We start from the raw sequence: 23,576 nt of genomic DNA, 5'->3' as shown, positions 1-23,576 counted from the left end.
CCGGCTGGCCCAAGGGTTAACGGCCGACTCGTTTCATCGCATGCAGACATTCGGCTTGACTCTTTGGCCGGAAACTTTAGGGCGGCCGACGGGCCACGCGGTCCCAACGCCGCGCGTGCTCTCTGCAAGGAGAAGCATAACATGACTGATACGACCGCCGCAGACGCCACCATTGCGCCTGCCGCCAAGCCCGCAACCAAGCCGGCTCGCCCCTATTTCTCTTCCGGTCCCTGCGCCAAGCCTCCGGGCTGGAGCGCCGACAAGCTGAGCGCTGAATCCCTCGGCCGCTCGCACCGCGCCAAGATCGGCAAGACCCGCCTCGCCTATTGCATCGACCTGATGCGCGAACTGCTGAACCTGCCCGACACCCATCGCATCGGCATCGTCCCCGGTTCCGACACCGGCGCCTTCGAAATGGCGATGTGGACCATGCTGGGCGCCCGCCCGGTGACGACCCTGGCCTGGGAAAGCTTCGGCGAAGGCTGGGTGACGGACGCCGCCAAGCAGTTGAAGCTCGACCCCACGATCATCCGCGCCGACTATGGCCAGTTGCCCGACCTGAACGGTGTGAACTTCGCCCATGACGTGCTGTTCACCTGGAACGGCACCACGTCGGGCGTGCGCGTGCCCAATGCCGACTGGATTCCCTCGACACGCGAAGGGCTGACCTTCGCCGACGCCACCAGCGCGGTGTTCGCCTATGAGATCGACTGGACCAAGATCGATGTCGCCACCTTCTCCTGGCAGAAGGTGCTGGGCGGCGAAGGCGGCCATGGCGTGCTGATCCTCGGCCCCCGCGCCGTGGAACGCCTGGAAACCCACACCCCCGCCTGGCCGCTGCCCAAGGTCTTCCGCCTGATGGCGAAGGGCAAGCTGGCCGAGGGCGTGTTCAAGGGCGAGACGATCAACACCCCCTCCATGCTGGCGGTCGAGGACGCGATCTTCGCGCTGGAATGGGGCAAGTCGCTGGGCGGCCTCTCCGGCCTGATCGCGCGCAGCAACGCCAATGCGGCGGCGCTGAACAAGATTGTCGAGGAACGGGACTGGCTGGGCCATCTCGCCGCCGATCCCGCGAGCCGCTCGACCACCAGCGTCTGCCTGAAGGTCGAGGGCGCGGACGAAGCCTTCATCAAGAGCTTCGCCGCCCTGCTGGAGAAGGAAGGCGCCGCCTATGACGTCGCGGGCTATCGCGACGCCCCGGCGGGCCTGCGCATCTGGTGCGGCGCGACGGTTGAGACCGCCGACATCGAAGCGCTGGGGCCTTGGCTCGACTGGGCCTATGCCCAGACCAAGGCTGCCGCTTAACCTCATCCCACGCCGTGCTCCTGCGAAAGCAGGAGCCCAGGGCGGCTAAGTCCCGCCCTCGAACCCTGGGCTCCTGCCTTCGCAGGAGTACTGACATAAGGAATTCATCCCATGCCCAAAGTCCTTATTTCCGACAAAATGGACCCCCGCGCCGCCGCGATCTTTCGCGAACGCGGCGTCGAAGTCGACGAAATCACCGGCAAGACTCCGGAAGAACTCAAGGCGATCATCGGCCAGTATGACGGCCTCGCCATCCGCAGCTCGACCAAGGTGACGAAGGACATTCTCGACCACGCCACCAATTTGAAGGTCATCGGCCGCGCCGGCATCGGCGTCGACAATGTCGACATCCCGGCGGCCTCGGCCAAGGGCGTGATCGTGATGAACACCCCCTTCGGCAACTCGATCACCACCGCCGAACATGCCATCGCGCTGATGTTCGCGCTGGCCCGCCAGTTGCCCGAAGCCAACGCCCAGACGCAGCAGGGCCTGTGGCCCAAAAACGGCTTCATGGGCGTGGAAGTCACCGGCAAGACGCTGGGCCTGATCGGCGCGGGCAATATCGGCTCCATCGTCGCCAGCCGCGCGCTCGGCCTCAAGATGAAGGTGGTCGCCTTCGATCCCTTCCTGACCCCGGAACGCGCCGTCGAAATGGGCGTGGAGAAGGCCGATCTGGACACGCTGCTGGCGAAGGCGGACTTCATCACGCTGCACACGCCGCTGACCGACCAGACCCGCAACATCCTCTCCAAGGAAAATCTCGCCAAGACGAAGAAGGGCGTGCGCATCATCAACTGCGCCCGCGGCGGCCTGATCGACGAAGCCGCGCTCAAGGAAGCGCTGGATTCGGGCCATGTGGCGGGCGCCGCGCTCGACGTGTTCGTGCAGGAACCGGCGAAGGAATCGCCGCTGTTCGGCACCCCCAACTTCATCTGCACCCCGCATCTGGGCGCATCGACCGACGAAGCGCAGGTCAATGTCGCGCTCCAGGTCGCGGAACAGCTTAGCGACTATCTGCTCGATGGCGGCATCACCAATGCCCTCAACGTGCCGTCGCTGTCCGCCGAGGAAGCGCCGAAGCTCAAGCCCTATATGGCGCTGGCGGAGGAACTGGGCAGCCTGGTCGGCCAGCTTGAGGGCGACCGCATCCAGAGCGTTTCGGTCGAGGTGGAGGGCCATGCCGCCGAACTCAACCAGAAGCCGATCACGGCGGCGGTGCTGGCGGGCCTGATGCGCGTCTATTCCGACACGGTGAACATGGTCAATGCGCCCTTCCTGGCGAAGGAACGGGGCCTTGATGTCCGCGAGGTCCGCCATGACCGCGAGGGCGACTATCAGACCCTCGTCCGCGTGACCGTGAAGACCGAAAGCGGCGACAAGTCGGTCGCGGGCACGCTGTTCGGCAATGCCCAGCCGCGCCTGGTCGAACTGTTCGGCATCAAGGTGGAGGCCGATCTGGCCGGGGACATGCTGTACATCGTCAACCAGGACGCGCCGGGCTTCATCGGCCGCCTGGGTTCGACGCTGGGCGAGGCGCAGGTCAATATCGGCACCTTCCACCTCGGCCGCCGCAACCAGGGCGGGGAAGCGGTGCTGCTCCTCTCGCTCGACGGCGCGGTGAACGAAGCGGTCCTCAGCGACATCTGCAAGCTCGCAGGCGTGAAGACCGTGAAGCTCCTCCGCTTCGCCTGATGGTTCGGGCCTGATATGGTTCGGGCTGGCCTTGCGCGCATAATCCGCTAAAGGCCAGCCCATGACCACGATTCCATCCGGCCTCCTGCCTGAAGGACTTTCCGACCGTCTGCCGCCGCTGGCGGAGGCTTCCGCCTGGCTTGCGCGCCGCGTGCTCGATACCGTGGCGAGCCACGGCTATGAACGCGTCATGCCGCCCATCGCGGAGTTCGAGGACACGCTGGTCAGCCGCCTCAAATCGATGAAGGCGCAGGATCTCGTCCGCGCCATCGACCCGGTGTCGCAGCGCAGCCTGGCCCTGCGCCCGGACATGACTGCGCAGGTCGGCCGCATCGCCGCCACCCGCCTGGCCGCCGCGCCCCGCCCGCTGCGCCTGTCCTATGCCGGTCCCGTCATCCGCCTGCGCGCCAATCAGCTCCGTCCGGAGCGGGAGCGGTTCCAGATCGGCGCTGAACTCATCGGCAGCGACAGCGTCGCCGCCGCCGTGGAGATCGTGAACGTCGCCATAGAGGCGTTGCAGGCGGCGGGCGTCACCGGCATCACCATCGACTTCACCCTGCCGGACCTGATCGACGCGCTCGCCGCCGGGCCGCTGCCGCTCGCGCCGGAAGAGATAGAGGCCGTCCGCGCTGAACTCGACGCCAAGGATGCGGGCGCGCTCGCCGCGATCAGCCCGGCGGCCGCCGCCTATCTGCCGCTGATCGAGGGCACCGGCCCCTTCCACGCGGCGATGGAAAGGCTGGAGGCGCTGAACGCCGATCTCGGCGGCGCCATCGACAGCCGGATCGCGGGCCTGCGCGCCATCGCCAAGCCGATCGGCTGGGACATCAGCCTGACGCTCGATCCGACCGAGCGGCACGGCTTCGAATATCAAAACTGGTTCGGCTTCTCGATCTTCGCGGAAGGCTTCACCGGGGAGATCGGCCGGGGCGGCAGCTATGCGATCATCCGCGCCGACGGGTCGGAGGAACCGGCCATGGGCTTCTCCCTCTATCCCGATCCGCTGATCGACGCGGGCTTCGGCGGCGAGGCGCCCAGGCGGCTGTTCCTGCCCCTGCACCATGACGCCGCCCGCGCCGCCCAGTTGCGGGCGGAAGGCTGGCAGACGGTCGCCGCGCTGACCCCGCAGGAAAATGGCGAGGCGCTGCGCTGCTCGCACTGGCTGGATGGCACGGAACCGCGCCCTTACTGACCGGGTCTCAACTTTCGCTGAGGCGGCGGCAGACCGGCGGCACGGTGGCGCAGGCGGGCGTTCCGTCCTTGCCCGTGCCGTTCACGACGATTTCGATGATACCCCGTCCTTCGATGGCCCGCGTCAGCAGGTCTTCGTCCAGATCGTGAATGTCGATCTTCATCCGGCGCGACCATGGCGACGGCGGATCGCCGGCCAACTGGCCGATCCGAATATAGATGAAGCGCCGCACCGGCCCTTCGCGGCGGACCTGATCGCCGAAAAATCTGGGCCCCGGCGCGATGCGGATCGGCAGGTCGAACGACAATGGCTCGCCGGTGCCGGACGCTTTCGGATCGAGCGGCCGGTCATCCTTGGCCTGAAGGCTGTGCAGCACGCCGATGACCGGCTGCTCGATGATGATCCGCAATCCGACTTCGATCTGATCCGCTTTCGCCATGGCTTTCCTGTAGCGTCGGAACAGGCGGCGGGAAAGGCCGCGACCGCCTCGTCCGCCTTGACGCGCCCGCCATGCCCGGCTAACGCGCCCCCGCAACTGGGCGACGCGCCCGCTTATCCCACCGGCATGCCGAGTCCCGTCGAAGGGCATGGCCGGTCCGCGCGGCGGGCGGAGGACTGTATCTGTGGCAAATGTGACCGTGATCGGCGCCCAATGGGGCGACGAGGGCAAGGGCAAGATCGTCGACTGGCTGTCGGAGCGCGCCGACGTCGTCGCCCGCTTCCAGGGCGGCCATAATGCCGGTCACACGCTGGTCGTGGGGGAGAAGGTCTACAAGCTCTCGCTGCTCCCCTCCGGCATCGTGCGCGGCACGCTGTCGGTGATCGGCAACGGCGTGGTGCTGGACCCCTGGCACTTCCGCGACGAGGTGGCGAAGCTGAAGGGGCAGGGGGTGGAGATCACGCCCGACAACCTCCAGATCGCGGAAACCTGCCCGCTGATCCTGCCCTTCCACCGCGACCTCGACGGCTTGCGCGAAGACGCTTCGGGCGCGGGCAAGATCGGCACCACTCGCCGCGGCATCGGCCCGGCCTATGAGGACAAGGTCGGCCGCCGCGCCATCCGCGTCTGCGACCTGGCCCATCTGGACGACCTCGGCCCGCAGCTAGACCGGCTGACCGCGCATCATGACGCGCTGCGCGCCGGGTTCAACGAAGCGCCCATCGATCGCGACGCGCTGATGGCCGAACTGCGCGACATCGCCGGCTTCATCCTGCCCTTCGTCAAGCCAGTCTGGCTGACGCTCAACAAGGCGAAGGCGGAGGGCAAGCGCATCCTGTTCGAGGGCGCGCAGGGCACATTGCTCGACATCGACCACGGCACCTATCCCTTCGTCACCTCCTCCAACACGGTGGCGGGCACGGCGGCGAGCGGCACCGGCCTCGGCCCCAATGGCGCGGGCTTCGTGCTCGGCATCGTCAAGGCCTACACCACCCGCGTCGGCTCCGGCCCCTTCCCGACCGAGCAGGAGAATGACGTCGGCCAGCGGCTGGGCGAGCGGGGCCATGAATTCGGCACCGTCACCGGCCGCAAGCGCCGCTGCGGCTGGTTCGACGCCGTGCTGGTGCGCCAGTCGGTCGCGGTGTCGGGCGTCACCGGCATCGCCCTCACCAAGCTGGACGTGCTGGACGGGTTCGACGAGTTGAAGATCTGCGTCGGCTACAGGATCGGCGACCGGCACTTCGACTATCTCCCCGCCCATGCGCAGGACCAGGCGAAGGCGGAGCCGGTCTATGAAAGCATCGAAGGCTGGCAGGACACGACGGCGGGCGCCCGCAGTTGGGCGGAACTCCCGGCGCAGGCGATCAAATATATCCGCCGGATCGAGGAACTGATCGGCTGCCCGGTCACGCTCGTTTCCACCAGCCCTGAGCGCGAGGACACCATCCTCGTGCGTGATCCTTTCGCGGATTGACCGGCATGGCGGGCGATCGTTTCGAGCGGCACAAGCAGCCCTGGACGGCGGACGAGTTGCAGAAGCTCCACACGCTGGCGAAGAAGGGCATGGCGCTGAAAGCGATCGCCAAGGCGCTGACCCGCAGCGAGGAATCGGTGAAGGCCCGCGCCAAGCAGGACGGGCTGAACATCGCGAAGTTGCGCTGATTTTAGGCCGCGTGGACAATTTGGAATGTTGGGGAGCGGCCAATAGCGGACGTCAATGCTTCCCCTCCCCTTCAGGGGAGGGGACTGAGGCGTGGGGGCGCGCCCCAAAGGAAAGCCATGCCTGTAAAGGCACACCCCCACCCCAACCCCTCCCCTGAAGGGGAGGGGCTAAATGGCCGCTCCCCACCCAAGTCCCTCAGCCCTGTGGGTCTTGAATTTGCCCACGCCGCCAGTTCGATAAACTGACATACCGCAAGACGCTGGACGCCATCGATCGCCGGTGCGACACTCCCCTCAACCCCTGAAGGGAGTCTCCCATGTCGCTCGACATCCTCGTTCTTTACGGTTCCTATCGCCGGGGCCGCCTCGGCATCCGTCTGGCGGAATATCTGATCAAGGGTTTCCAGGCCCTGGGCCACAAAGCCGAACTCATAGATGCCCAGGCCATAGGGCTGCCCATGCTGGATCTGCGCTACAGCGACTATCCCGCGGGCGAAGCCCCCGCCGCCATGACGGCTCTATCCGAACGCCTGACCGCCGCCGACGCCTTCGTCTTCGTCGCGGGCGAATATAATCGGGGCATGCAGCCGGGCCTCAAGAATCTCGTCGATCACTATCTCAAGGAATTCGACCGCCGCCCGGCGGGCATCGCCAGCTATTCCATGGGCCGTTATGCCGGGGTGAACAGCCATGCCGCCTGGACGGTGACGCTGAATGCCATGGGCATGACGGTGATGCCGGAGCGCCTGAGCGTCGGCCAGATCGGCGACACGCTGGATGCCGAAGCCCGTCCTCACGGAGAAAGCGGCGCGGCGCTGGAACGCGGCTTCGCCAGCTTCGCGCGGAGCCTGGTCTATTGGGGCGAGGCGGTGAAGAAGGTTTAGCGAGGGGGTAACAAGCCGACCCATCCAAATCCTCCCCATCGAGAGATGGGGAGGGGGACCAGCCGCAGGCTGGTGGAGGGGAATGGGGCACGACCTCCGAATTTCCCCTTCCACCATTCGCTTCGCATGGTCCCCTCCCCACGCTTCGCGCAGGGAGGATCTAATGCCGGCTCACGCCCATGTTCAGCATAACGGCACCACGACGTCCCACCCGCCTCAACCCCGCTTCTCTTCCTCCACCATGTCCGACGCCAGTTCCAGCCCGGCGCGGCCGTGGGAGGGGGTATGTGCGGGCGCCTTGGGATGGGGCACATATTCCGGCTCCTCGACCTCCAGCATGCCTTCCCATTTGGTGATGACGGATGTGGCGATGGCGTTGCCCAGCACGTTGGTCGCGGTGCGGCCCATGTCCATGAAATGGTCGACCGCCAGGATGAAGGCCACGCCCTCCACCGGCAGGTCGAACTGGCCCAGCGTCGCGGCCACCACCACCAGCGATGCGCGGGGCACGGCGGCGATGCCCTTGCTGGTCACCATCAACACCAGCAATATGGTGATCTGCGTCGCGATCGGCAGGTCGATGCCATAGGCCTGGGCGATGAAGATGGTGGCGAAGGTCGAATACATCATCGACCCGTCCAGATTGAAGCTGTAGCCCAGGGGCAGCACGAAGCTGTAGATGCGCCGCGGCACGCCGAAACGGTCGAGTTGCTCCAGCATCTTGGGATAGGCGGCCTCCGACGACGCGGTCGAGAAGGCGATCAATATCGGCTCGCGCACATAGCGGATCAGCTTCACCATCCGCCTGCCCAGGAAGATCGATCCCGCCGCGAACAGCAGCACCCAGAGCGCGATCAGCGACAGATAGAATTCGCCCACCAACTCGCCGAAGGTCTTGAGCACGCCCAGCCCTTCGGTCGTCACGACCGACGCCAGCGCGCCGAAGACGGCGAAGGGCGCGACGCGCATGACATAGCCCGTCACTTGCAGCATCAGTTCGACCATCGCCTCGATCACGGTGACGATGGGCTTGCCCCTTTCGCCGATGGCGGTCAGCGCGATGCCCACGAACAGGGAGAAGACGACGATCTGGAGGATCGAATTTTCCGCCATTGCCCCGACCATGGAGGTGGGGAAGACGTGCAGGATGAAGTCGCGGAAATTGAGCGCTTCGGTATTCACCCCCGAATCCGCGCCCGAGCGGACCAGGTTCAGCCCTTCGCCCGGCGCGAAGAAATTGACGAAGATGAGGCCGAGCGTCAGCGAGATCAGGCTGGCGATGATGAACCAGGCGAGGGCGCGCCCGCCGATCCGGCCCAGCGCCGCGCTGTCGCCCATATGCGCGATGCCCGCCACCAGCGTGGAGAAGACCAGCGGCGCGATGATCATCTTGATCAGGTGCAGGAAGATGTCCGCCAGCAGATGGTAATAGCCCGCCACATCCTTGGCCAGCGCCTTGTCGCCACCCACCCAGATATTGGTGGCAAAGCCCACGATCACCCCCAGAACCATTCCCGTCAGGATGAACGCCGTCAGTCGATTTCGCATCTCGTTCCTTTAACCGGCGCGCGGGCGCACCGCATTCATGGTCTGTCCCAAATGGTGGCTACACCTAACAGCCACCCGCAGCGCCCGCAATCGAAGGCGCGTGAATGCCGTCATCCCGGTTAGACGAATGAGGAATCATATTCCGCGCCCCGTCCGGCGCTGGAAATAGACGAACTCAGGGGTAAAGCAGCCCTTCGCGCCAGCCCCCGCCCGTCCGTTCGAACAGGCGTCGCTCATGCAGGCGATGTTCGCGGTCCTGCCAGAATTCGATGCGCTCCGGCGCGACGCGAAATCCCGACCAGTGCGGCGGACGCGGCACCGGCCCGCCCTCGAAGCGCAGGCTGACCTCCTCATATCGCGCCATGAACAGGTTGCGCGATTCCAGCGGGCGCGACTGGTCCGACGCCCAGGCGCCCAACTGGCTGTCGCGGCTGCGCGTCGCGAAATAGGCGTCGGCGGTGGCGTCGTCCACCGGCCCGACCGGCCCTTCGATCCGGACCTGCCGCCGCAGCGACTTCCAGTGGAACAGCAGCGCCGCATGCGGATTGGCGTGCAGTTCCTGCGCCTTGCGCCCCTCGAAATTGGTGTAGAAGACAAAGCCGTCCGGCCCATGCCCCTTCAGCAGCACCATGCGCAGCGACGGCCGCCCGCGCGCGTCGGCGGTGGCCAGCGCCATGGCGTTGCTGTCGTTGATCTCGGTTTCGCGCGCCTCGGCATACCAGGCGTCGAACAGCAGGAAGGGATCGGTCATGCGCGGTGCTGTACGCCCCTCACAAAGCCATGTCGATACGGCTTTCCCACGCTTGAACGATCCCGCGCCTTTCGCCACATAGGACGCAAACGGCTTTTTGATGCAAAGGATATGTTGACGGCAATGGCTGATCCCTACTCCACCCTGGGCGTCGCGCGCGGCGCGAGCGAGGCAGAGATCAAATCGGCCTATCGGAAGCTCGCCAAGGAACTGCATCCCGACCGGAACAAGGACAATCCGAAGGCGGCGGAGAAATTTTCCGCCGTCACCGGCGCCTATGACCTGCTGTCGGACAAGGACAAGCGCGCCCGCTTCGACCGGGGCGAAATAGACGGCGAGGGCAATCCGACCGCGCCCTTCGGCTTCGGCGGCGGCGGGGCGGGGGGCTTTCGCGGCCGTCCGGGGCAGGGCGGCGGGTTCGAGTTCCAGGATGGCGGCGCCGATTTCGGCGACATATTCGAAGGGCTTTTCGGCGGCGCGGGCCGGCGTGGGGGAGCGGGCGGAGGCTTTGGCGGTTTCGGCCGGGGCGCGCCGCCGCAGAAGGGCGCGAACGTCACCTATCGCCTCGCCGTCCAGTTCGTCGACGCCGCGACCCTCGCGCCCCAGCGGATCACGCTCCAGGACGGCAAGACCATCGACCTGAAACTGCCCGCGGGGGTCGAGACGGGCACGCAGATGCGCCTTTCCGGCAAGGGCCAGCAGGGCCCCGGCGGCGCGGGCGACGCCATCGTCACCATAGAGGTGAAGCCGCACCCCTTCTTCACCCGCGACGGCGACAATGTGCTGCTGGACCTGCCCATCACCCTGGACGAGGCGGTAAAGGGGGCGAAGGTCAAGGTGCCGACGGTCGACGGCCCGGTGATGCTGGGCGTGCCGGCGGGCGCCTCCTCCGGCAAGACGCTGCGGCTGCGCGGCAAGGGCTTCACCGGCAGGAACGGGCAGCGGGGCGACCAGCTCGTCACCCTGCTGATCGACGTGCCCGCCGACGATCCGGCGATCAAGGCGCTGGTGGAAGGCTGGCGGGACAGCCGCGCCGTGCGGACCCATCTGGGCGTATGAGGGGTTAGGGGGGAATGCCGCATCCATCCCCCCTGTCGCCGGAATCCCGCCGCAAGCATATCGCTGAAGAAGCCCGCACCAAGTTCCACCGCCAGATCGCCCGCGTGCGGCCCGGCAGCCACGCGTTCGAAATCGCGAAGCGGGTGGCGGTCGGCACCTATAATGACGGCTTCATCCATGCCGGGAACCTTGCCTATCTCTCGCTGATGACGCTGTTCCCCTTCTTCATCGTGGCGGCGGCGGTGGCCAGCATCTTCGGTCGGTCGCAGGACGGGCTGGCGGCGGTCGGCGCCTTTCTGGAAACGGTGCCGCCCGGCGTCGCGGAGGTGGTGCGCCAGCCCATCGTCGACGTGCTGAACGCCCGCACGGGGCCGCTGCTCTGGCTGGGCGGGCTGGTGGGGCTGTGGACCGTCGGCAGCCTCATAGAGACGATCCGCGACATATTGCGCCGCGCCTATGGGACCAGGAGCACGCGCCCCTTCTGGCACTATCGCCTGACCGCCATCGGCATCACGCTGGTCAGCGTGTTCGCGGTGATGTTCGCCTTCTCCATGCAGGTGATCATCACCGGCATCGACCAGTTCCTGCACCAGATCCTGCCCTTTGCCGACCAGGCGATACAGATTGTCAGCCTGACGAAGCTGGCGCCCATGGCGATCCTGTGCGTCGCGCTTTATTATCTCTACGTTTCCCTGACCCCCAGCCTGTACAAGGATCCGCGCTTCCCGAAATGGCCCGGCGCCATCGCCACGGCGCTCTGGTGGTATGGCGTCACCCTGCTGCTGCCGGTCACGCTTTCCATGCTCGGCGGCTATGACATGACCTATGGCAGCCTGGCCGGGGTGATGATCACGCTCATTTTCTTCTTTCTTGTCGGGCTTGGCGTGGTAATTGGCGCGGAATTGAATGCGGCGCTGGCGGAGTTCCCGGAAGAGGAGGCCGCGGCCGCCGCGCAGGTCGATAAAGGGAATGGGACGACGGTATGACAGGCTTGATGGCGGGAAAACGCGGTCTGATCATGGGGCTGGCGAACGACAAGTCGCTCGCCTGGGGCATATCGAAGGCGCTGCATGCGCAGGGCGCGGAACTCGCCTTCTCCTATCAGGGCGAGGCGCTGGCCAAGCGGGTGAGGCCGCTGGCGGAGGAGCTGGGGTCCGATTTCCTGATCGACTGCGACGTGTCGGACATGGAAAAGCTGGACGCCGCCTTTGCCGAGATCGAGGCGAAATGGGGCAGGCTGGACTTCGTGGTCCACGCCATCGGCTTTTCCGACAAGAATGAGCTGCGCGGCCTCTATGTCGACACCAGCCTGGAAAATTTCCTGCTGACGATGAATATCTCCGCCTACAGCTTCGTCGCCGTCGCCAAGCGGGCGCGAGCGCTGATGCCGGAGGGCGGCAGCCTGCTGACGCTCAGCTATTATGGCGCGGAAAAGGTGATCCCCCATTATAACGTCATGGGCGTGGCCAAGGCGGCGCTGGAAACCAGCGTCAAATATCTGGCGATGGACCTGGGTCCGGAAAATATCCGCGTCAACGCCATCTCCGCCGGGCCGATCAAGACGCTGGCGGCCAGCGGCATCGGCGATTTCCGCTACATCATGAAGTGGAACGAACTGAACAGCCCGCTCCGCCGCAACGTGACGATAGAGGATGTGGGCGGCGCCGGCCTCTATCTCCTCTCCGACCTGGCGTCGGGCGTGACCGGCGAAGTCCATCATGTCGACGCGGGCTACAATGTCATCGGCATGAAGGCCGAAGACGCGCCGGACATCGCATTGGACAAGTAACAAAACCCCTCTCCCACCGGGAGAGGGAGGGGCCCGCCGCGAAGCGGTGGGAGGGTGAGGGCGAACCACCTCACCCACGAAAGGCAGATATGAGCTTCAACACCTTCGGCCGCGTATTCCGCTTCTCGACCTGGGGCGAGTCCCACGGTCCCGCCATCGGCGCGATGGTCGACGGCTGTCCTCCGGGCCTGCCCCTGACCGAAGCCGACATCCAGCCTTTCCTGGACAAGCGCAAGCCCGGCACCTCGAAATTCACCACCCGGCGCCGCGAAGCCGATGAGGTCCGCATCCTGTCGGGCGTGTTCGAAGGGCGCACCACCGGCACTCCGATCAGCCTGATGATCGAAAATACCGACCAGCGGTCGAAGGATTACAGCGAGGTCGCCAAGGCCTATCGCCCCGGCCATGCCGACTATGCCTATGACGCCAAATATGGCTTCCGCGACTATCGCGGCGGCGGGCGATCCTCGGCGCGGGAGACCGCCAGCCGCGTGGCGGCGGGCGCAGTGGCGCGGCTGGTCATTCCCGATGTCGACATCTTCGCCTATGTGACCGAAATCGGCGGCGACGCCATCGACCCTGCCCGTTTCGACGCGAGCGAGATCGACAACAACCCCTTCTTCTGCCCCGATCGGCAGGCGGCGAAGCGCTGGGAGAAGCTGGTGGACGACGCCCGCAAGGACGGTTCCTCGCTCGGCGCGGTGGTGGAATGCATCGCCAGCGGCGTTCCGGCCGGTTGGGGCGCGCCCCTCTATGCCAAGCTCGACAGCGAACTGGCCGCCGCGATGATGAGCATCAACGCGGTCAAGGGCGTGGAGATCGGGGACGGTTTCGCCGCCGCCCGCCTGCGCGGCGAGCAGAATGCCGATCCGATGCGGCCCGGTAATGAAGGCAACCCCGTCTTCCTCGCCAACCATGCGGGCGGCATTGCGGGGGGCATCTCCACCGGGCAGCCCGTCAAGGTCCGCATCGCCTTCAAGCCGACCAGTTCGATCCTGATCCCGGTCGAAACCGTCACCCGCGAGGGCGAGGCGTCGGACATCGTGACCAAGGGCCGCCACGACCCCTGCGTCGGCATTCGCGGCGTGCCGGTGGTCGAAGCGATGATGGCGCTGGTGCTGGCGGACCAGAAACTGCTCCACCGCGCCCAGTGCGGCGAGGGCTGATCCAGGCCGTGCCCTGCTCCTGCGAAGGCAGGAGTCCAGTCCTGCCGTCAGGTCCGGTTCTCGCGAGGCTCAAATGCCTTCCCCAGGAGCACGAAGGAGAATCCTGCTCGCCACCCCCCACAACGCGCCGAATCGAGCCATAATTCCGGCAAAGGCGCGATTCCGGCGAGACGACTCACCCAATCTGCGATACCATCGCCGTCACGGATCGCCCGCGGGAGGGCGAGCGGCAGCGCGTAAGCCTGGGGAGCGTCACCATGCCCCGCATGGATTGACGGTCAAAACGTCCCCTTCAGCCGCGAACACGGGCCAGCCATGCAACCATGGCTGGCCCATTTCGTTGAAGCAGGACGCGAAAACGCGATCCGGGGCACAAGACGCATGCATTTCATCACCGCGCTGATCGGCATCTATCGCGCGGAGATCGGGCTTGTCATCCTCGCCCTGATGTTCGTCGCCTTCGTGCGCGAACGCTATTCGCCCACTGTCGTGTCGGTGGTCGGGGCCTGCGCCTTCGCGCTGCTGGGCCTGCTCGACGAAAAGGATCTGTTCTCCGTCTTCTCCAACAGCGCGCCGCTGACGGTCGGGGCGATGTTCGTGCTTTCCGGCGCGCTGATCCGCACGGGGACGATCAACCGCGTCGCCGACCTGGTCATGGCCCGCGCCCAGCGACACCCCCGCCTGGCGCTGGCCGAAGTCACGCTCGGCACGGTCGTCCTTTCGGCCTTCCTCAACAACACGCCGGTCGTGATCCTGCTGATCCCGATCATGTTCAAGCTGGCGCAGGCGACCGGCTATCCGGTCAAGAAACTGCTGATCCCGATGAACGCCGTCGCGGTGATGGGCGGTTGCGTGACGCTGATCGGCACATCGACCAACCTGATCGTCGCGGGCATCGCCGCCGACCAGGGCATGGCGCCCTTCGGCATATTCGACATCACGCCCTATGGGTTGGCCGGGGTCGCGGCCGGCATCGCCGCGCTGGCCGGCCTGTCCTTCCTGCTGCCCAGCGATCCGCCCTCCATCGCGGGGGAGGATGGCGGCAATGTGCAGGATTATCTGACCGAACTCATCCTGTCGCGGGACAGCGACCTGATCGGTCGCACCGTCGGCTCCCTGTCGATCTTCGGCCGCTCCGCCAGCCTGCTCGGCCTCAAGCGGGCGGGGGAGATACGGCGCCGGGGGATAGAGGAAGAGGAACTGCACGCCGGCGACCACCTGCTGGTCCATGCCGACGGCGCGACGATCATGACCCTGCGCGAATCCGGCGACTTCGAAATCGGCCTGGCCGCGGCGTCGGAAACTCCCGGCGGCGGCACCGTCATCGAAGCGATGATCGCGCCCAGCCATCCGTCCATCGGGGAACGGCTGATCGACATTCCCTTCCTCCACGCGCTGCGGGTGCGGATCATCGGCATTCACCGGGCGCGCCACCTGCCCGGACCCGACCTCAGCGAAACCCGCGTGCGCGGCGCGGACCGCCTGCTGATCGCGGGCAGCGACGACAGCATCCGCTCGCTCAAGGACAATGCCCATCTGATCGGCGTCGACATCAGCCGCGCCCGCGCCTTCCGCCCGCGAAAGGCGTGGATCGCCATTCTCGCCCTGACGGCGGTGGTGCTGCTTTCGGCCATCGACGTCATCGGCATCGGGCTGGCCGCCTTCATCGCGGTGGGCGTGATCCTCGTCACCCGCTGCATCGATCCGGAGGAGGCATGGGCCGCGATCGACGGCGACGTGCTGATCCTCATCTTCGCGATGCTTGCGGTGGGACTGGCGCTCGAACAGGCGGGCAGCGTCGCGCTGATGGTCGGCTGGATCGATCCGTTGCTCGCCGCCGCGCCCGCATGGTCGCTGGTGTTCCTCATCTATTTCTTCGCGCTGCTCCTGTCCGAACTGCTCAGCAACAATGCGGTCGCGGCGCTCCTCACGCCGCTCACCATCGCGCTCGCCCATCAGTTAGGCGCCGATCCGCGCCCGCTTGTGATCGCGCTGATGATCGGCGCGTCGGCCTGCTTCGCCACGCCGATCGGCTATCAGACCAATGCGCTGGTCTATGCGGCGGGCGATTATCGCTTTTCCGATTTCGTGCGGATCGGGATTCCGCTCAACCTCGTCGTCGGGCTGGCGGTCTGCACCGCGCTCGTCCTGCTGGGATGAGGCCCTGGGCCGCGCCAAGCCATTTTCGGCCGACCGGCCCTGTCCCGGCGCCGGGCGCATCGCCATGATGATCGGCAGATCAAAGGATTGCCCGTGACCAGCCTGCCCATCATCCAGGTCGACGCCTTCGCCGACGCGCCCTTCACCGGCAATCCGGCCGCGGTCATGCCGCTCGGCCAATGGCTGGACGATGCGACGCTTCAGGCGATAGCGGCGGAAAACAACCTCTCCGAAACCGCCTTCACCGTGCCCACCCCCGACGATCCGGAGGCGGACTATGCGCTGCGCTGGTTCACGCCGGCCGTGGAGGTCAAGCTCTGCGGCCATGCCACGCTGGCGAGCGGCCATGTGCTGATGGGCGGGCGCACCGCCGTCCGCTTCCGCACGCGGCAGGCGGGCATCCTCAGCGTGTCGCGCGACCGCGACGGCTATGCCCTCTCCCTTCCCGCCTGGCCTACCGGACCCACGCCCTTGCCCGAACTGGCCGAGGCCATGGGCGGGGACATCCTGGAAACCCAATGGCGCGAAGGGGGCTATGCGATCTTCCTTTATCGCGACGCGGCCGCGATCCGTGCGCTGGAACCGGACTTCGCGACGTTGAAGAAGGCCGGTCCCATCCTGCTGATCGCCACCGCGCCCGGCGATGACAGCGACATCGTCAGCCGCGTCTTCGTCCCCGGCGCGGGCATAGACGAAGATCCCGTCACCGGCTCCGCCCATTGCCTGCTCACCCCTTATTGGGCGAAACGGCTGGACAAGGCCGCGCTCACGGCCTTTCAGGCATCGCGGCGCGGCGGGCGCCTGTCGTGCCGGCTTTCCGGCGACAGGGTGATCCTGACCGGCGCCTGCCGCACGGTGATCGAAGGCAATTTCCTGCTTTAAGTGACCTTCAATCCTCCCCGCGCGCAGCGTGGGGAGGGTCGAAGAGAGGCACGTGACTCTCTTCGACGTCGGCGCAGCCGATGGTGGAGGGGTAATTGGGAGGTCGTGCCCCATTCCCCTCCACCAGCCTGCGGCTGGACCCCCTCCCCATCTCCCGATGGGGAGGAATAGGAGAAGCGTGCTCTCCACCCCTCACCGCGCATAAAGCCCGACGAGCTTCGCCAGTTCCGCCTTCAGCGCGGCGCGCTCCTCCTTGCGGGGCGACATGCCCAGCCGCACGACCGTCAGGCGCTGCGAGGGCGAAACCAGTATATATTGCCCGCCATGGCCGACGCAGCCGAACAGGCTGCGCGGCGCCCGTCCCGGCATCAGCGCGCTGTCCTCGCTGTCCCGGTTCAGCCACAGATGCGCCCCATAGGCGGCATTGCGGGGCGAAGGCTCGCGCATATGGTCGATCCATTTTTCCGGCACGATCTGGTGCCCCGCCGCGCCGCGCCCATGGTTGCGCAGCAATTCCCCGAAACGGGCATAGTCCCGCGCCGTCATATGCATGAAGCTGCCGCCGATCATCGTCCCTGCCGCATCATATTCCACGGTCAGGCTGTCGAGCCGCGCCGGGATCTTCAGCCGGCCGTCGATGAACATCTGCATCGCCCGCCGCCGCACGTCGGGATCGGTGCTGTTGGTCAGCATCCGCGCCATCAGGTCGGCCAGGATGACGCTGTTGCCGGTCGAATAGGAAAAGGCGGCGCCCGGCGCATGGGCCAGCGGCTTTGCCTCCGCAAAGGCGCCCATGTCCTGCGCGCCGTCGGTGAACAGCATCCTTATCGTGTCGGCCTCCGCCAGCGGTTCGGCATCCTCGACATGGTCCAGGCCGGACGTCATGGCCAGCAACTGGCGCAGGGTGATGCGCCCCCTGGGATCGCCCGGCTGGCCCCAGGCCGCCACCGGCACCGGCGAATCGAGCGCCAGCCGCCCGTCCGACACCATCAGCCCGATCAGCACCGCCGTCACGCTCTTGGCCGCGGACCAGGACGGCAGCTTCGTCCGCGGCCCATAGCCGGGCGCATAGCGCTCCGCCACGATCTCTCCGTCGTGCATGATGACCAGCGCTCGCGTTTCGCCCACCGCATCGTCGAACAGCGGGTCGATCGCTGCCCTCAGCGTCGCCGCGTCCGCGTCCGAATCGCCCGCGACATGATAGACCGGCTCCGGCCCGGCGGCGGCGCGCACGGTCCACAGCCCGGCCACCGCCAGCACCGCCAAAATCCCGCCCAACGCGCCAAGGCGCTTTACGCTGTTCCGCTCAAGCCTCATAAGCCGCCGCCTTAGCATGGTGCGCGGGAAAGGGGAGCATGTCCGGTCGCCGGAAATGGATTTACGGAGCTTTGGCGGCGGTGCTGCTGCCGCTGGCGCTGCTGGCCTGGAACTGGAGCGCCCTGCGTGCCCAGGCGCAGGTCGGCGCGGGCTTCGGCGCGCGCGTAACCTGCTCCTGCCGCTATGTGGAAGGGCGGTCGATGGAAAGCTGCAAGGGCGACAAGGAACCCGGCATGTGGGCCGTGTCGCTGAAGGACTTGCCCGAATCGCAATCGGTCAACGCGGCGGTTCCGCTGCTCGCCTCCCGCACGGCGCGCTATCGCAAGGGCTGGGGCTGCCTGCTGGACCCTTGAGGCCCCATCCGACATCCCATGAGTCGCCCATCCGTCATCCCGGCGAAAGCTGGGATTTCGTGCCGCCAGGCAGTGCCCTATCGCCTGAGATCCCCGCTTTCGCTGGGATGACGATAGCGGGAAGCTGGCCCCACCGCCCTCAAATCGCTACAGCCCCTCCCCATGCGTCCCGACATCCCGACCCTGCTCCACGATATTTTCGGTTTCCCCGCCTTTCGGGGCGTGCAGGAACAGGTGGTCGGCCGCATCATGGCGGGGCAGCCGACGCTGGCGATCATGCCGACCGGCGCGGGCAAGTCGCTCTGCTACCAGCTTCCCGCCGTGGCGCTGGACGGCTGCTGCGTCGTCGTCTCCCCGCTGATCGCGCTAATGCACGACCAGCTTCGCGCCGCCCAGGCGGTCGGTATCCGCGCCGCCAGCCTCACCAGCGTCGATGCCGACTGGCGGGAGACGCAGGACCGGCTGCGCAACGGCGATCTCGACCTGCTCTACGTCGCCCCGGAGCGCGCCAGCGGGGAGGCGTTCCGCACCCTCCTGCGCGCCGCGAAGATCGCCCTCTTCGCGATTGACGAGGCGCATTGCGTTTCCGAATGGGGCCATGATTTCCGCCCGGACTATCGCCTGCTGCGCCCGCTGCTGGACGAATTTCCGGACGTTCCCCGCCTCGCGCTGACCGCCACCGCAGACCATCATACCCGCGATGACATCCTCGTCCAGCTCGGCATTCCCCGCGAAGGCCTGATCATCGCTGGTTTCGACCGTCCGAACATCCGCTACGCCGTCCATCCCCGCGATGGCCTGGCCCGCCAGCTTTCCGACCTGATCGCTGGCCAGACCGGCCCCGGCATCGTCTACGCTCCCACCCGCGCCGCGACCGAGAAGCTGGCGGAAACCCTCGGCAAGACCGGCCGCCCGACCCGCGCCTATCATGCGGGGCTGGACCCGCGCACCCGCGCCGCCAACCAGGCCGCCTTCATCGCCAGCGAGGATATGGTGATGGTCGCCACCATCGCCTTCGGCATGGGCATCGACAAGCCCGACGTCCGCTTCGTCGCCCATGCGGCGCTGCCCAAGTCGATCGAGGGCTATTATCAGGAATCGGGCCGCGCAGGCCGCGACGGCGAACCCGCCGAAGCCCATCTCTTCTGGGGCGCCGACGATTTCGCCCGCGCCCGCCAGCGCATCGGCGAACTCGACCCCCTGCGCCAGCAGGGCGAGCGCGCCCGCATCACCGCGCTGGGCGGGCTGGTGGAGACCGGCACCTGCCGCCGCGCCATATTGCTCCGCCATTTCGGGGAAAATCCGTCGCCCACCTGCGGCAATTGCGACAATTGCCTGAACCCGCCGCCCAGCATCGACGCGACCCAGACCGCCCGCAAATTCCTGTCCGCCGTCTACCGCACCGGCCAGAGCTTCGGCGTCGGCCATATCGAGCAGGTGCTGACCGGCGCCGTCACCGATAAGATTCGCGAGCGCGGCCATGACAAGATTTCGGTCTACGGCATCGTCGACGGGGAGGAGACGGCGCTGCTGCGCCCCGTATCCCGCGCCTTGCTGGTCCGCGACGCGCTCCAGACCAACGAACATGGCGGGCTGGAATTCGGCCCCAATGCCCGCCCGATCCTGCGCGGCGAGGAAGAGGTCAGCCTGGTCCTGCCGCCCCGCAAGGAACGCCGCCGCAAGAGCGCCCGCAACGGCAGCGCCGAAAATCCCGTGGGCGATCCGCTGTTCGACGCGCTGCGCGTCTGCCGCCGCGAACTGGCGCAGGAGGCTGGGGTGCCGCCCTATGTCATCTTCCATGATTCGACCCTGCGCGAAATGGCGGAGCAGCGCCCGACCAGCCTCACCGAACTCGGCCACATCAGCGGGGTAGGGCAGCGCAAGCTGGATGCTTATGGCGACGCGTTTCTGGCGGCGATCCGTCCTTATCTTTAAGCTTGAGAGCAACGCGCTCCTGCGGAGGCAGGAGCCTAGGCCGCGTGGACAAATTCAAGATTCGCCTGACTGAGGGATTTGGGTGGAGAGGGGCCATTCCCCTATTCGTCACCCCGGGCTTGACCCGGGGTCCCGCTGCCTTGGGCTGGGCGCGGACTCAGAAAGAAAGCGGGACCCCGGATCAAGTCCGGGGTGACGGTAAATGATGTCCGCTCATGGCCATTTCCCGACATTCCGAATTTGTCCACGCGGCCTGTTGCTGACGTCTGAATTAGGCTCCTGCCTTCGCAGGAGCACATTGCTCTTTGGCCAACCCCCTTGAATCCCGCCGCCCACAAGCGCAAGGAGACCCGCAAAGGAGTCCGCCCATGTTCCGCCAGCTTACCAAAAGCCTCTACGTCTCCCCGCAGATCAGCGTCGATCAGGTAGCGGAGGCCAAGGCGCTGGGCGTCACCGTCATCATCAACAACCGCCCCGACGACGAGGAACCGGGCCAGACCAACGGCGCGGAGATCGAAGCCGCCGCCAAGGCCGCCGGCATCGCCTATGCCGCCGTGCCCGTGGCCCATGGCGGCTTCTCCCCCTGGCAACTCGACGGCATGGCCGCCGCGCTGGAACAGGCGGGCGAGGGCAAGATCCTCGCCTATTGCCGCTCCGGCACGCGCAGCACATTGCTCTGGGCGCTGACCCGCGCCCGCGCAGGCGATCACCCGGCGGCGCTGGCCGAGCAGGCCGCCTCGGCCGGATATGACGTCGCGCCCGTCCGCCAGATCATGGACGCGCTCGCCGCCGGTTGATGTCCGCAGCACCGGAAACCTATGACGCCATCGTCCTGGGCGCTGGCGGCGCCGGCCTCATGTGCGCGGCCATGGCGGGCCAGCGGGACAGGCGCGTGCTGGTCATCGACCATGCCGACCAGCCGGGGAAGAAAATCCTGATCTCCGGCGGCGGCCGCTGCAATTTCACCAATATCCACACCGCGCCCGACCGCTATCTGTCGGCCAATCCCCATTTCGCCAAATCGGCGCTGGGCCGCTACACGCCGCAGGATTTCCTCGCCCTTGTCGAACGCCACGGCATCGCCTGGCATGAAAAGACGCTGGGCCAGCTTTTCTGCGACCAGAGCGCCCGCCAGATCGTCGCCATGCTGCTCGCCGAATGCGAGGCAGGCGGCGTCGCGATCCGCCTCGGCCACGCCATCACCGCCGTCACCCATGCCGATGGCCGCTACAGCGTCACCCATGGCGGCAGGACCGCCACCGCCCCCGCGCTGGTCATCGCCACGGGCGGCCCCTCCATCCCGAAGATCGGCGCGACCGCCTTCGCCTACGATCTCGCCCGCCAGTTCGGCCTGAAGGTGGTCGAACCCCGCCCCGCGCTCGTCCCCCTGACGCTCGGCGGCGAAGACCTGTTGTTCCGCTCCCTCTCCGGCGTCTCGACCGAGGTCGTCGCCTGCCATGGCAAGGCCGCCTTCCGCGAAGCCGCCTTGCTCACCCATCGCGGCCTGTCCGGCCCGGCGATCTTGCAGATTTCCTCCTATTGGCGGCATGGGGACGCCATCGCCCTCGACTTCCTGCCCGACCAGGCGCCGGGCTGGCTTACGGAGGCGAAGCGCGGCAAGCCCCGCGCCACGCTGACGCAGAGCCTGCGCGGCCACCTGCCCGACCGTCTGGCCGACGCGCTGGCCGAACGGCTCGCGCTGCCCGGCGATCTCGGCAATATCCCGGACCGCAAGTTGCAGGATGCCGAACGCCGCCTCTCGGCCTGGTCCTTCACCCCCAATGGCACCGAAGGCTTCGCCAAGGCGGAAGTCACCATCGGCGGCATCTCGACCGTCGGGCTATCCTCGCAGACGATGGAGGCGCGCCACCTTCCCGGCCTCTACGCCATAGGCGAAGCGGTCGACGTCACCGGCTGGCTGGGCGGCTATAATTTCCAATGGGCGTGGGCGAGCGGCTGGGTAGCGGCCCAGTTTCTTTGATCCCTCCAAAAAAGCAGCCCCGGCGCAAGGGAACGCCGGGGCCACAAAGAGGGATGTCCCGGCGGGAGGGGGGGGGGAGAGCCGGGACAAAAGGGAAATAGGAAGGCCTATTTACGTTTCAAGATGCTACGGAGAATTTTCTCGCGCATGCCTCGCCCTGTCTGGACGTTCCCGCATGCATCTCCGAAACCCGGCTACCCGCACTCCACCGTCACATGCTCCATGCGCGGCAGGGCGCGGACCTGGCGGCGCACGGCGGCGGCGTCCGCGCCGGGGGCCAGGCTGACGATGGCGGCATGGGCATGCGGCCCGATGCGCCAGACATGCAGGTCGCGGATGGTCGCCCCCTCCGCCTCCACCAGTCCCTTGATCCGCGCCGTCAGCGCCGGTTCGGCGGTGTCGAGCAGGATCGCGGCGGTATCCTTCATCAGCCCCCAGGCCCAGCGCGCGATCACCGCCGCGCCCAGCAGGCCCACGGCCGGGTCCAGCCACCACCAACCCATATAGCGCCCCGCCAGCAGCGCCGTGATGGCCAACACGGACGTCAGCGCGTCGGTCAGCACATGCATATAGGCGGCGCGCAGATTATTGTCGGCATGGCCCTGCTTATGATCATGGGCATGGCCGTGATGCCCGTGATCATGGCTATGGTCATGCCCCAGCAGCAGGGCGCTGATCAGGTTGATGACCAGGCCGATCACCGCCACCAGCGTCGCTTCGCCGAAAGCCACCTGCACCGGGTCGAACAGGCGCATCGCCGATTCGACGGCGATGAACAGCGCCGTGAAGGCCAGGATCAGCGCGGAGGCGAAGCCGGACAGATCCCCCACCTTGCCGGTCCCGAAAGTATAGCGCGGATTGCGCGCATGCCGCCGCGCATAGCCATAGGCAGCCGCCGCCACCGCCAGCGCGCCCGCATGGGTCGCCATGTGGAAGCCATCGGCCAGCAGCGCCATCGACCCGCTCAGCCAGCCGAAGACGATCTCCACCACCATGGTCGCCGCCGTCAGCCACACGACCCACATCGTCTTGCGGGCATTCTCGTCATGCCCCCGGCTCAGATAGATATGGTCGAAATAATGGCTCTCCTCCCCATCGTCCGCGCCGGTCGCGGGCATGGCACGGGCATGATCATGCTCCTCGGGATGATGGCCATGGTCGTGATCGTCATGCATGCTCATTTCCCGTAGCGCCGGATCAGCGCCAGCATCTCCTCCGCCGCGGCCTGTCGCGCTGCGTCGCTGATGCCCGGCCGGGCGACATGTTCGCGCATATGCTGGTCGATCAGCTCCTCCATCAGGCTGCCCACGGCTCCCCGGACGGAGGCGACCAGTTGCAGCGTTTCCGAACAGCCTGCATCACCCGCCAATTGCCGTTCGACCGCGCCGATCTGCCCGGCTATGCGCCGCACCCGCGCCAACAGCTTGTCCCGATCCGCCACGATATGCATAGGATACCCCC

The 23,576-nt window shown here is 66.8% G+C and carries 22 protein-coding genes; 16 read left to right on the top strand and 6 right to left on the bottom strand.

Features of this window, described 5'->3' with window-relative positions:
* The first annotated feature begins 141 nt into the window (after positions 1-141).
* The 3 genes from Sj15T_RS14715 (at position 142) to Sj15T_RS14705 (ending at position 4,189) form a co-directional block, all read left to right on the top strand.
* A complete protein-coding gene (locus Sj15T_RS14715; RefSeq protein ID WP_013038827.1) occupies positions 142-1,305 on the top strand; it encodes a phosphoserine transaminase in 1,164 nt (387 codons plus the stop codon).
* Between the two features lie 111 nt (positions 1,306-1,416).
* Positions 1,417-2,997 (top strand): phosphoglycerate dehydrogenase, encoded by a 1,581-nt coding sequence (gene serA / locus Sj15T_RS14710; RefSeq protein WP_007685466.1) that lies wholly within the window; start codon positions 1,417-1,419, stop codon positions 2,995-2,997.
* A 61-nt stretch (positions 2,998-3,058) separates the two neighbouring features.
* Positions 3,059-4,189 (top strand): ATP phosphoribosyltransferase regulatory subunit, encoded by a 1,131-nt coding sequence (locus Sj15T_RS14705; RefSeq protein ID WP_013038826.1) that lies wholly within the window; start codon positions 3,059-3,061, stop codon positions 4,187-4,189.
* Between the two features lie 7 nt (positions 4,190-4,196).
* On the opposite strand, the gene Sj15T_RS14700 is transcribed toward Sj15T_RS14705, so the two are convergent.
* A complete protein-coding gene (locus tag Sj15T_RS14700; RefSeq protein WP_013038825.1) occupies positions 4,197-4,628 on the bottom strand; it encodes a DUF5990 family protein in 432 nt (143 codons plus the stop codon).
* A gap of 184 nt (positions 4,629-4,812) precedes the next feature.
* Here Sj15T_RS14700 and Sj15T_RS14695 point away from each other — a divergent pair, with 184 nt between their 5' ends.
* The 3 genes from Sj15T_RS14695 (at position 4,813) to Sj15T_RS14685 (ending at position 7,174) form a co-directional block, all read left to right on the top strand.
* On the top strand, positions 4,813-6,102 hold the full coding sequence (locus tag Sj15T_RS14695; RefSeq protein WP_007685463.1) for an adenylosuccinate synthase: 1,290 nt from the start codon (positions 4,813-4,815) through the stop codon (positions 6,100-6,102).
* A 5-nt stretch (positions 6,103-6,107) separates the two neighbouring features.
* Positions 6,108-6,290, top strand: coding sequence for a hypothetical protein (locus Sj15T_RS14690; protein WP_007685461.1), 183 nt, complete (start codon positions 6,108-6,110; stop codon positions 6,288-6,290).
* Positions 6,291-6,607: 317 nt separating this feature from the next.
* On the top strand, positions 6,608-7,174 hold the full coding sequence (locus Sj15T_RS14685; protein ID WP_013038824.1) for an NADPH-dependent FMN reductase: 567 nt from the start codon (positions 6,608-6,610) through the stop codon (positions 7,172-7,174).
* A gap of 216 nt (positions 7,175-7,390) precedes the next feature.
* Here Sj15T_RS14685 and Sj15T_RS14680 read toward each other — a convergent pair whose 3' ends face one another.
* On the bottom strand, positions 7,391-8,722 hold the full coding sequence (locus Sj15T_RS14680) for a dicarboxylate/amino acid:cation symporter (RefSeq protein WP_007683112.1): 1,332 nt from the start codon (positions 8,720-8,722) through the stop codon (positions 7,391-7,393).
* 175 nt (positions 8,723-8,897) lie between these two features.
* Positions 8,898-9,473: a pyridoxamine 5'-phosphate oxidase gene (pdxH, locus tag Sj15T_RS14675; RefSeq protein WP_013038823.1), complete on the bottom strand. Its 576-nt coding sequence runs from the start codon at positions 9,471-9,473 to the stop codon at positions 8,898-8,900.
* Positions 9,474-9,596: 123 nt separating this feature from the next.
* Between pdxH and Sj15T_RS14670 the strand changes: the two genes are divergently transcribed.
* The 6 genes from Sj15T_RS14670 (at position 9,597) to Sj15T_RS14645 (ending at position 16,529) form a co-directional block, all read left to right on the top strand.
* Positions 9,597-10,532, top strand: a complete 936-nt coding sequence (locus Sj15T_RS14670) for a J domain-containing protein (protein WP_020820258.1) — start codon at positions 9,597-9,599, stop codon at positions 10,530-10,532.
* A gap of 14 nt (positions 10,533-10,546) precedes the next feature.
* Positions 10,547-11,518: a YihY/virulence factor BrkB family protein gene (locus Sj15T_RS14665; protein WP_013038821.1), complete on the top strand. Its 972-nt coding sequence runs from the start codon at positions 10,547-10,549 to the stop codon at positions 11,516-11,518.
* Complete coding sequence (gene fabI / locus Sj15T_RS14660) at positions 11,515-12,321, top strand: enoyl-ACP reductase FabI (RefSeq protein WP_041385610.1); 807 nt, start codon at positions 11,515-11,517, stop codon at positions 12,319-12,321. Before Sj15T_RS14665 ends, fabI begins: the two co-directional genes overlap by 4 nt.
* Positions 12,322-12,410: 89 nt before the next feature.
* Positions 12,411-13,487, top strand: coding sequence for a chorismate synthase (gene aroC / locus Sj15T_RS14655; RefSeq protein WP_013038819.1), 1,077 nt, complete (start codon positions 12,411-12,413; stop codon positions 13,485-13,487).
* Between the two features lie 381 nt (positions 13,488-13,868).
* On the top strand, positions 13,869-15,647 hold the full coding sequence (locus Sj15T_RS14650) for an SLC13 family permease (RefSeq protein WP_013038817.1): 1,779 nt from the start codon (positions 13,869-13,871) through the stop codon (positions 15,645-15,647).
* 93 nt (positions 15,648-15,740) lie between these two features.
* Positions 15,741-16,529: a PhzF family phenazine biosynthesis protein gene (locus tag Sj15T_RS14645; RefSeq protein WP_041386186.1), complete on the top strand. Its 789-nt coding sequence runs from the start codon at positions 15,741-15,743 to the stop codon at positions 16,527-16,529.
* 192 nt (positions 16,530-16,721) lie between these two features.
* On the opposite strand, the gene Sj15T_RS14640 is transcribed toward Sj15T_RS14645, so the two are convergent.
* Complete coding sequence (locus Sj15T_RS14640) at positions 16,722-17,846, bottom strand: serine hydrolase (RefSeq protein ID WP_007683145.1); 1,125 nt, start codon at positions 17,844-17,846, stop codon at positions 16,722-16,724.
* A gap of 38 nt (positions 17,847-17,884) precedes the next feature.
* Between Sj15T_RS14640 and Sj15T_RS14635 the strand changes: the two genes are divergently transcribed.
* The 4 genes from Sj15T_RS14635 to Sj15T_RS14620 all read left to right on the top strand — a co-directional run bounded on the left by Sj15T_RS14635 (position 17,885) and on the right by Sj15T_RS14620 (position 22,115).
* A complete protein-coding gene (locus Sj15T_RS14635; protein WP_013038815.1) occupies positions 17,885-18,199 on the top strand; it encodes a hypothetical protein in 315 nt (104 codons plus the stop codon).
* Between the two features lie 162 nt (positions 18,200-18,361).
* On the top strand, positions 18,362-20,134 hold the full coding sequence (recQ, locus tag Sj15T_RS14630) for a DNA helicase RecQ (RefSeq protein ID WP_013038814.1): 1,773 nt from the start codon (positions 18,362-18,364) through the stop codon (positions 20,132-20,134).
* A 368-nt stretch (positions 20,135-20,502) separates the two neighbouring features.
* Complete coding sequence (locus tag Sj15T_RS14625; RefSeq protein WP_007686872.1) at positions 20,503-20,931, top strand: TIGR01244 family sulfur transferase; 429 nt, start codon at positions 20,503-20,505, stop codon at positions 20,929-20,931.
* Complete coding sequence (locus tag Sj15T_RS14620; protein ID WP_013038813.1) at positions 20,931-22,115, top strand: NAD(P)/FAD-dependent oxidoreductase; 1,185 nt, start codon at positions 20,931-20,933, stop codon at positions 22,113-22,115. Before Sj15T_RS14625 ends, Sj15T_RS14620 begins: the two co-directional genes overlap by 1 nt.
* A 194-nt stretch (positions 22,116-22,309) precedes the next feature.
* On the opposite strand, the gene dmeF is transcribed toward Sj15T_RS14620, so the two are convergent.
* Both dmeF and Sj15T_RS14610 read right to left on the bottom strand, forming a co-directional pair.
* The gene (gene dmeF / locus Sj15T_RS14615; RefSeq protein WP_013038812.1) at positions 22,310-23,296 is read right to left on the bottom strand and encodes a CDF family Co(II)/Ni(II) efflux transporter DmeF; all 987 of its coding nucleotides are present in this window, start codon (positions 23,294-23,296) and stop codon (positions 22,310-22,312) included.
* Positions 23,293-23,565 carry a metal/formaldehyde-sensitive transcriptional repressor gene (locus Sj15T_RS14610; RefSeq protein WP_007686869.1) on the bottom strand — a complete coding sequence of 91 codons (273 nt, stop codon included), beginning with the start codon at positions 23,563-23,565 and terminating at the stop codon, positions 23,293-23,295. The genes dmeF and Sj15T_RS14610 overlap by 4 nt, the downstream gene beginning before the upstream one ends.
* Between the last annotated feature and the right edge of the window lie 11 nt (positions 23,566-23,576).

This window comes from Sphingobium sp. TA15 (assembly GCF_037101235.1).
Classification (GTDB): Bacteria; Pseudomonadota; Alphaproteobacteria; order Sphingomonadales; family Sphingomonadaceae; genus Sphingobium; species Sphingobium indicum.
This window is presented reverse-complemented; position numbering and strand designations above follow the sequence as displayed.

Excerpts from the sequence above, each read along its gene's own strand:
- Sj15T_RS14705 (WP_013038826.1), top strand. The coding sequence starts at position 3,059 with ATGACCACGATTCCATCCGGCCTCCTGCCTGAAGGACTTTCCGACCGT.
- Sj15T_RS14620 (WP_013038813.1), top strand. The coding sequence starts at position 20,931 with ATGTCCGCAGCACCGGAAACCTATGACGCCATCGTCCTGGGCGCTGGC.
- Sj15T_RS14700 (WP_013038825.1), bottom strand. The coding sequence starts at position 4,628 with ATGGCGAAAGCGGATCAGATCGAAGTCGGATTGCGGATCATCATCGAG.
- Sj15T_RS14690 (WP_007685461.1), top strand. The coding sequence starts at position 6,108 with ATGGCGGGCGATCGTTTCGAGCGGCACAAGCAGCCCTGGACGGCGGAC.
- Sj15T_RS14670 (WP_020820258.1), top strand. The coding sequence starts at position 9,597 with ATGGCTGATCCCTACTCCACCCTGGGCGTCGCGCGCGGCGCGAGCGAG.
- Sj15T_RS14625 (WP_007686872.1), top strand. The coding sequence starts at position 20,503 with ATGTTCCGCCAGCTTACCAAAAGCCTCTACGTCTCCCCGCAGATCAGC.
- Sj15T_RS14685 (WP_013038824.1), top strand. The coding sequence starts at position 6,608 with ATGTCGCTCGACATCCTCGTTCTTTACGGTTCCTATCGCCGGGGCCGC.
- aroC (WP_013038819.1), top strand. The coding sequence starts at position 12,411 with ATGAGCTTCAACACCTTCGGCCGCGTATTCCGCTTCTCGACCTGGGGC.
- Sj15T_RS14610 (WP_007686869.1), bottom strand. The coding sequence starts at position 23,565 with ATGCATATCGTGGCGGATCGGGACAAGCTGTTGGCGCGGGTGCGGCGC.
- Sj15T_RS14665 (WP_013038821.1), top strand. The coding sequence starts at position 10,547 with ATGCCGCATCCATCCCCCCTGTCGCCGGAATCCCGCCGCAAGCATATC.
- Sj15T_RS14640 (WP_007683145.1), bottom strand. The coding sequence starts at position 17,846 with ATGAGGCTTGAGCGGAACAGCGTAAAGCGCCTTGGCGCGTTGGGCGGG.
- dmeF (WP_013038812.1), bottom strand. The coding sequence starts at position 23,296 with ATGAGCATGCATGACGATCACGACCATGGCCATCATCCCGAGGAGCAT.
- Sj15T_RS14715 (WP_013038827.1), top strand. The coding sequence starts at position 142 with ATGACTGATACGACCGCCGCAGACGCCACCATTGCGCCTGCCGCCAAG.
- Sj15T_RS14635 (WP_013038815.1), top strand. The coding sequence starts at position 17,885 with ATGTCCGGTCGCCGGAAATGGATTTACGGAGCTTTGGCGGCGGTGCTG.
- fabI (WP_041385610.1), top strand. The coding sequence starts at position 11,515 with ATGACAGGCTTGATGGCGGGAAAACGCGGTCTGATCATGGGGCTGGCG.
- Sj15T_RS14650 (WP_013038817.1), top strand. The coding sequence starts at position 13,869 with ATGCATTTCATCACCGCGCTGATCGGCATCTATCGCGCGGAGATCGGG.
- pdxH (WP_013038823.1), bottom strand. The coding sequence starts at position 9,473 with ATGACCGATCCCTTCCTGCTGTTCGACGCCTGGTATGCCGAGGCGCGC.
- serA (WP_007685466.1), top strand. The coding sequence starts at position 1,417 with ATGCCCAAAGTCCTTATTTCCGACAAAATGGACCCCCGCGCCGCCGCG.
- Sj15T_RS14680 (WP_007683112.1), bottom strand. The coding sequence starts at position 8,722 with ATGCGAAATCGACTGACGGCGTTCATCCTGACGGGAATGGTTCTGGGG.
- recQ (WP_013038814.1), top strand. The coding sequence starts at position 18,362 with ATGCGTCCCGACATCCCGACCCTGCTCCACGATATTTTCGGTTTCCCC.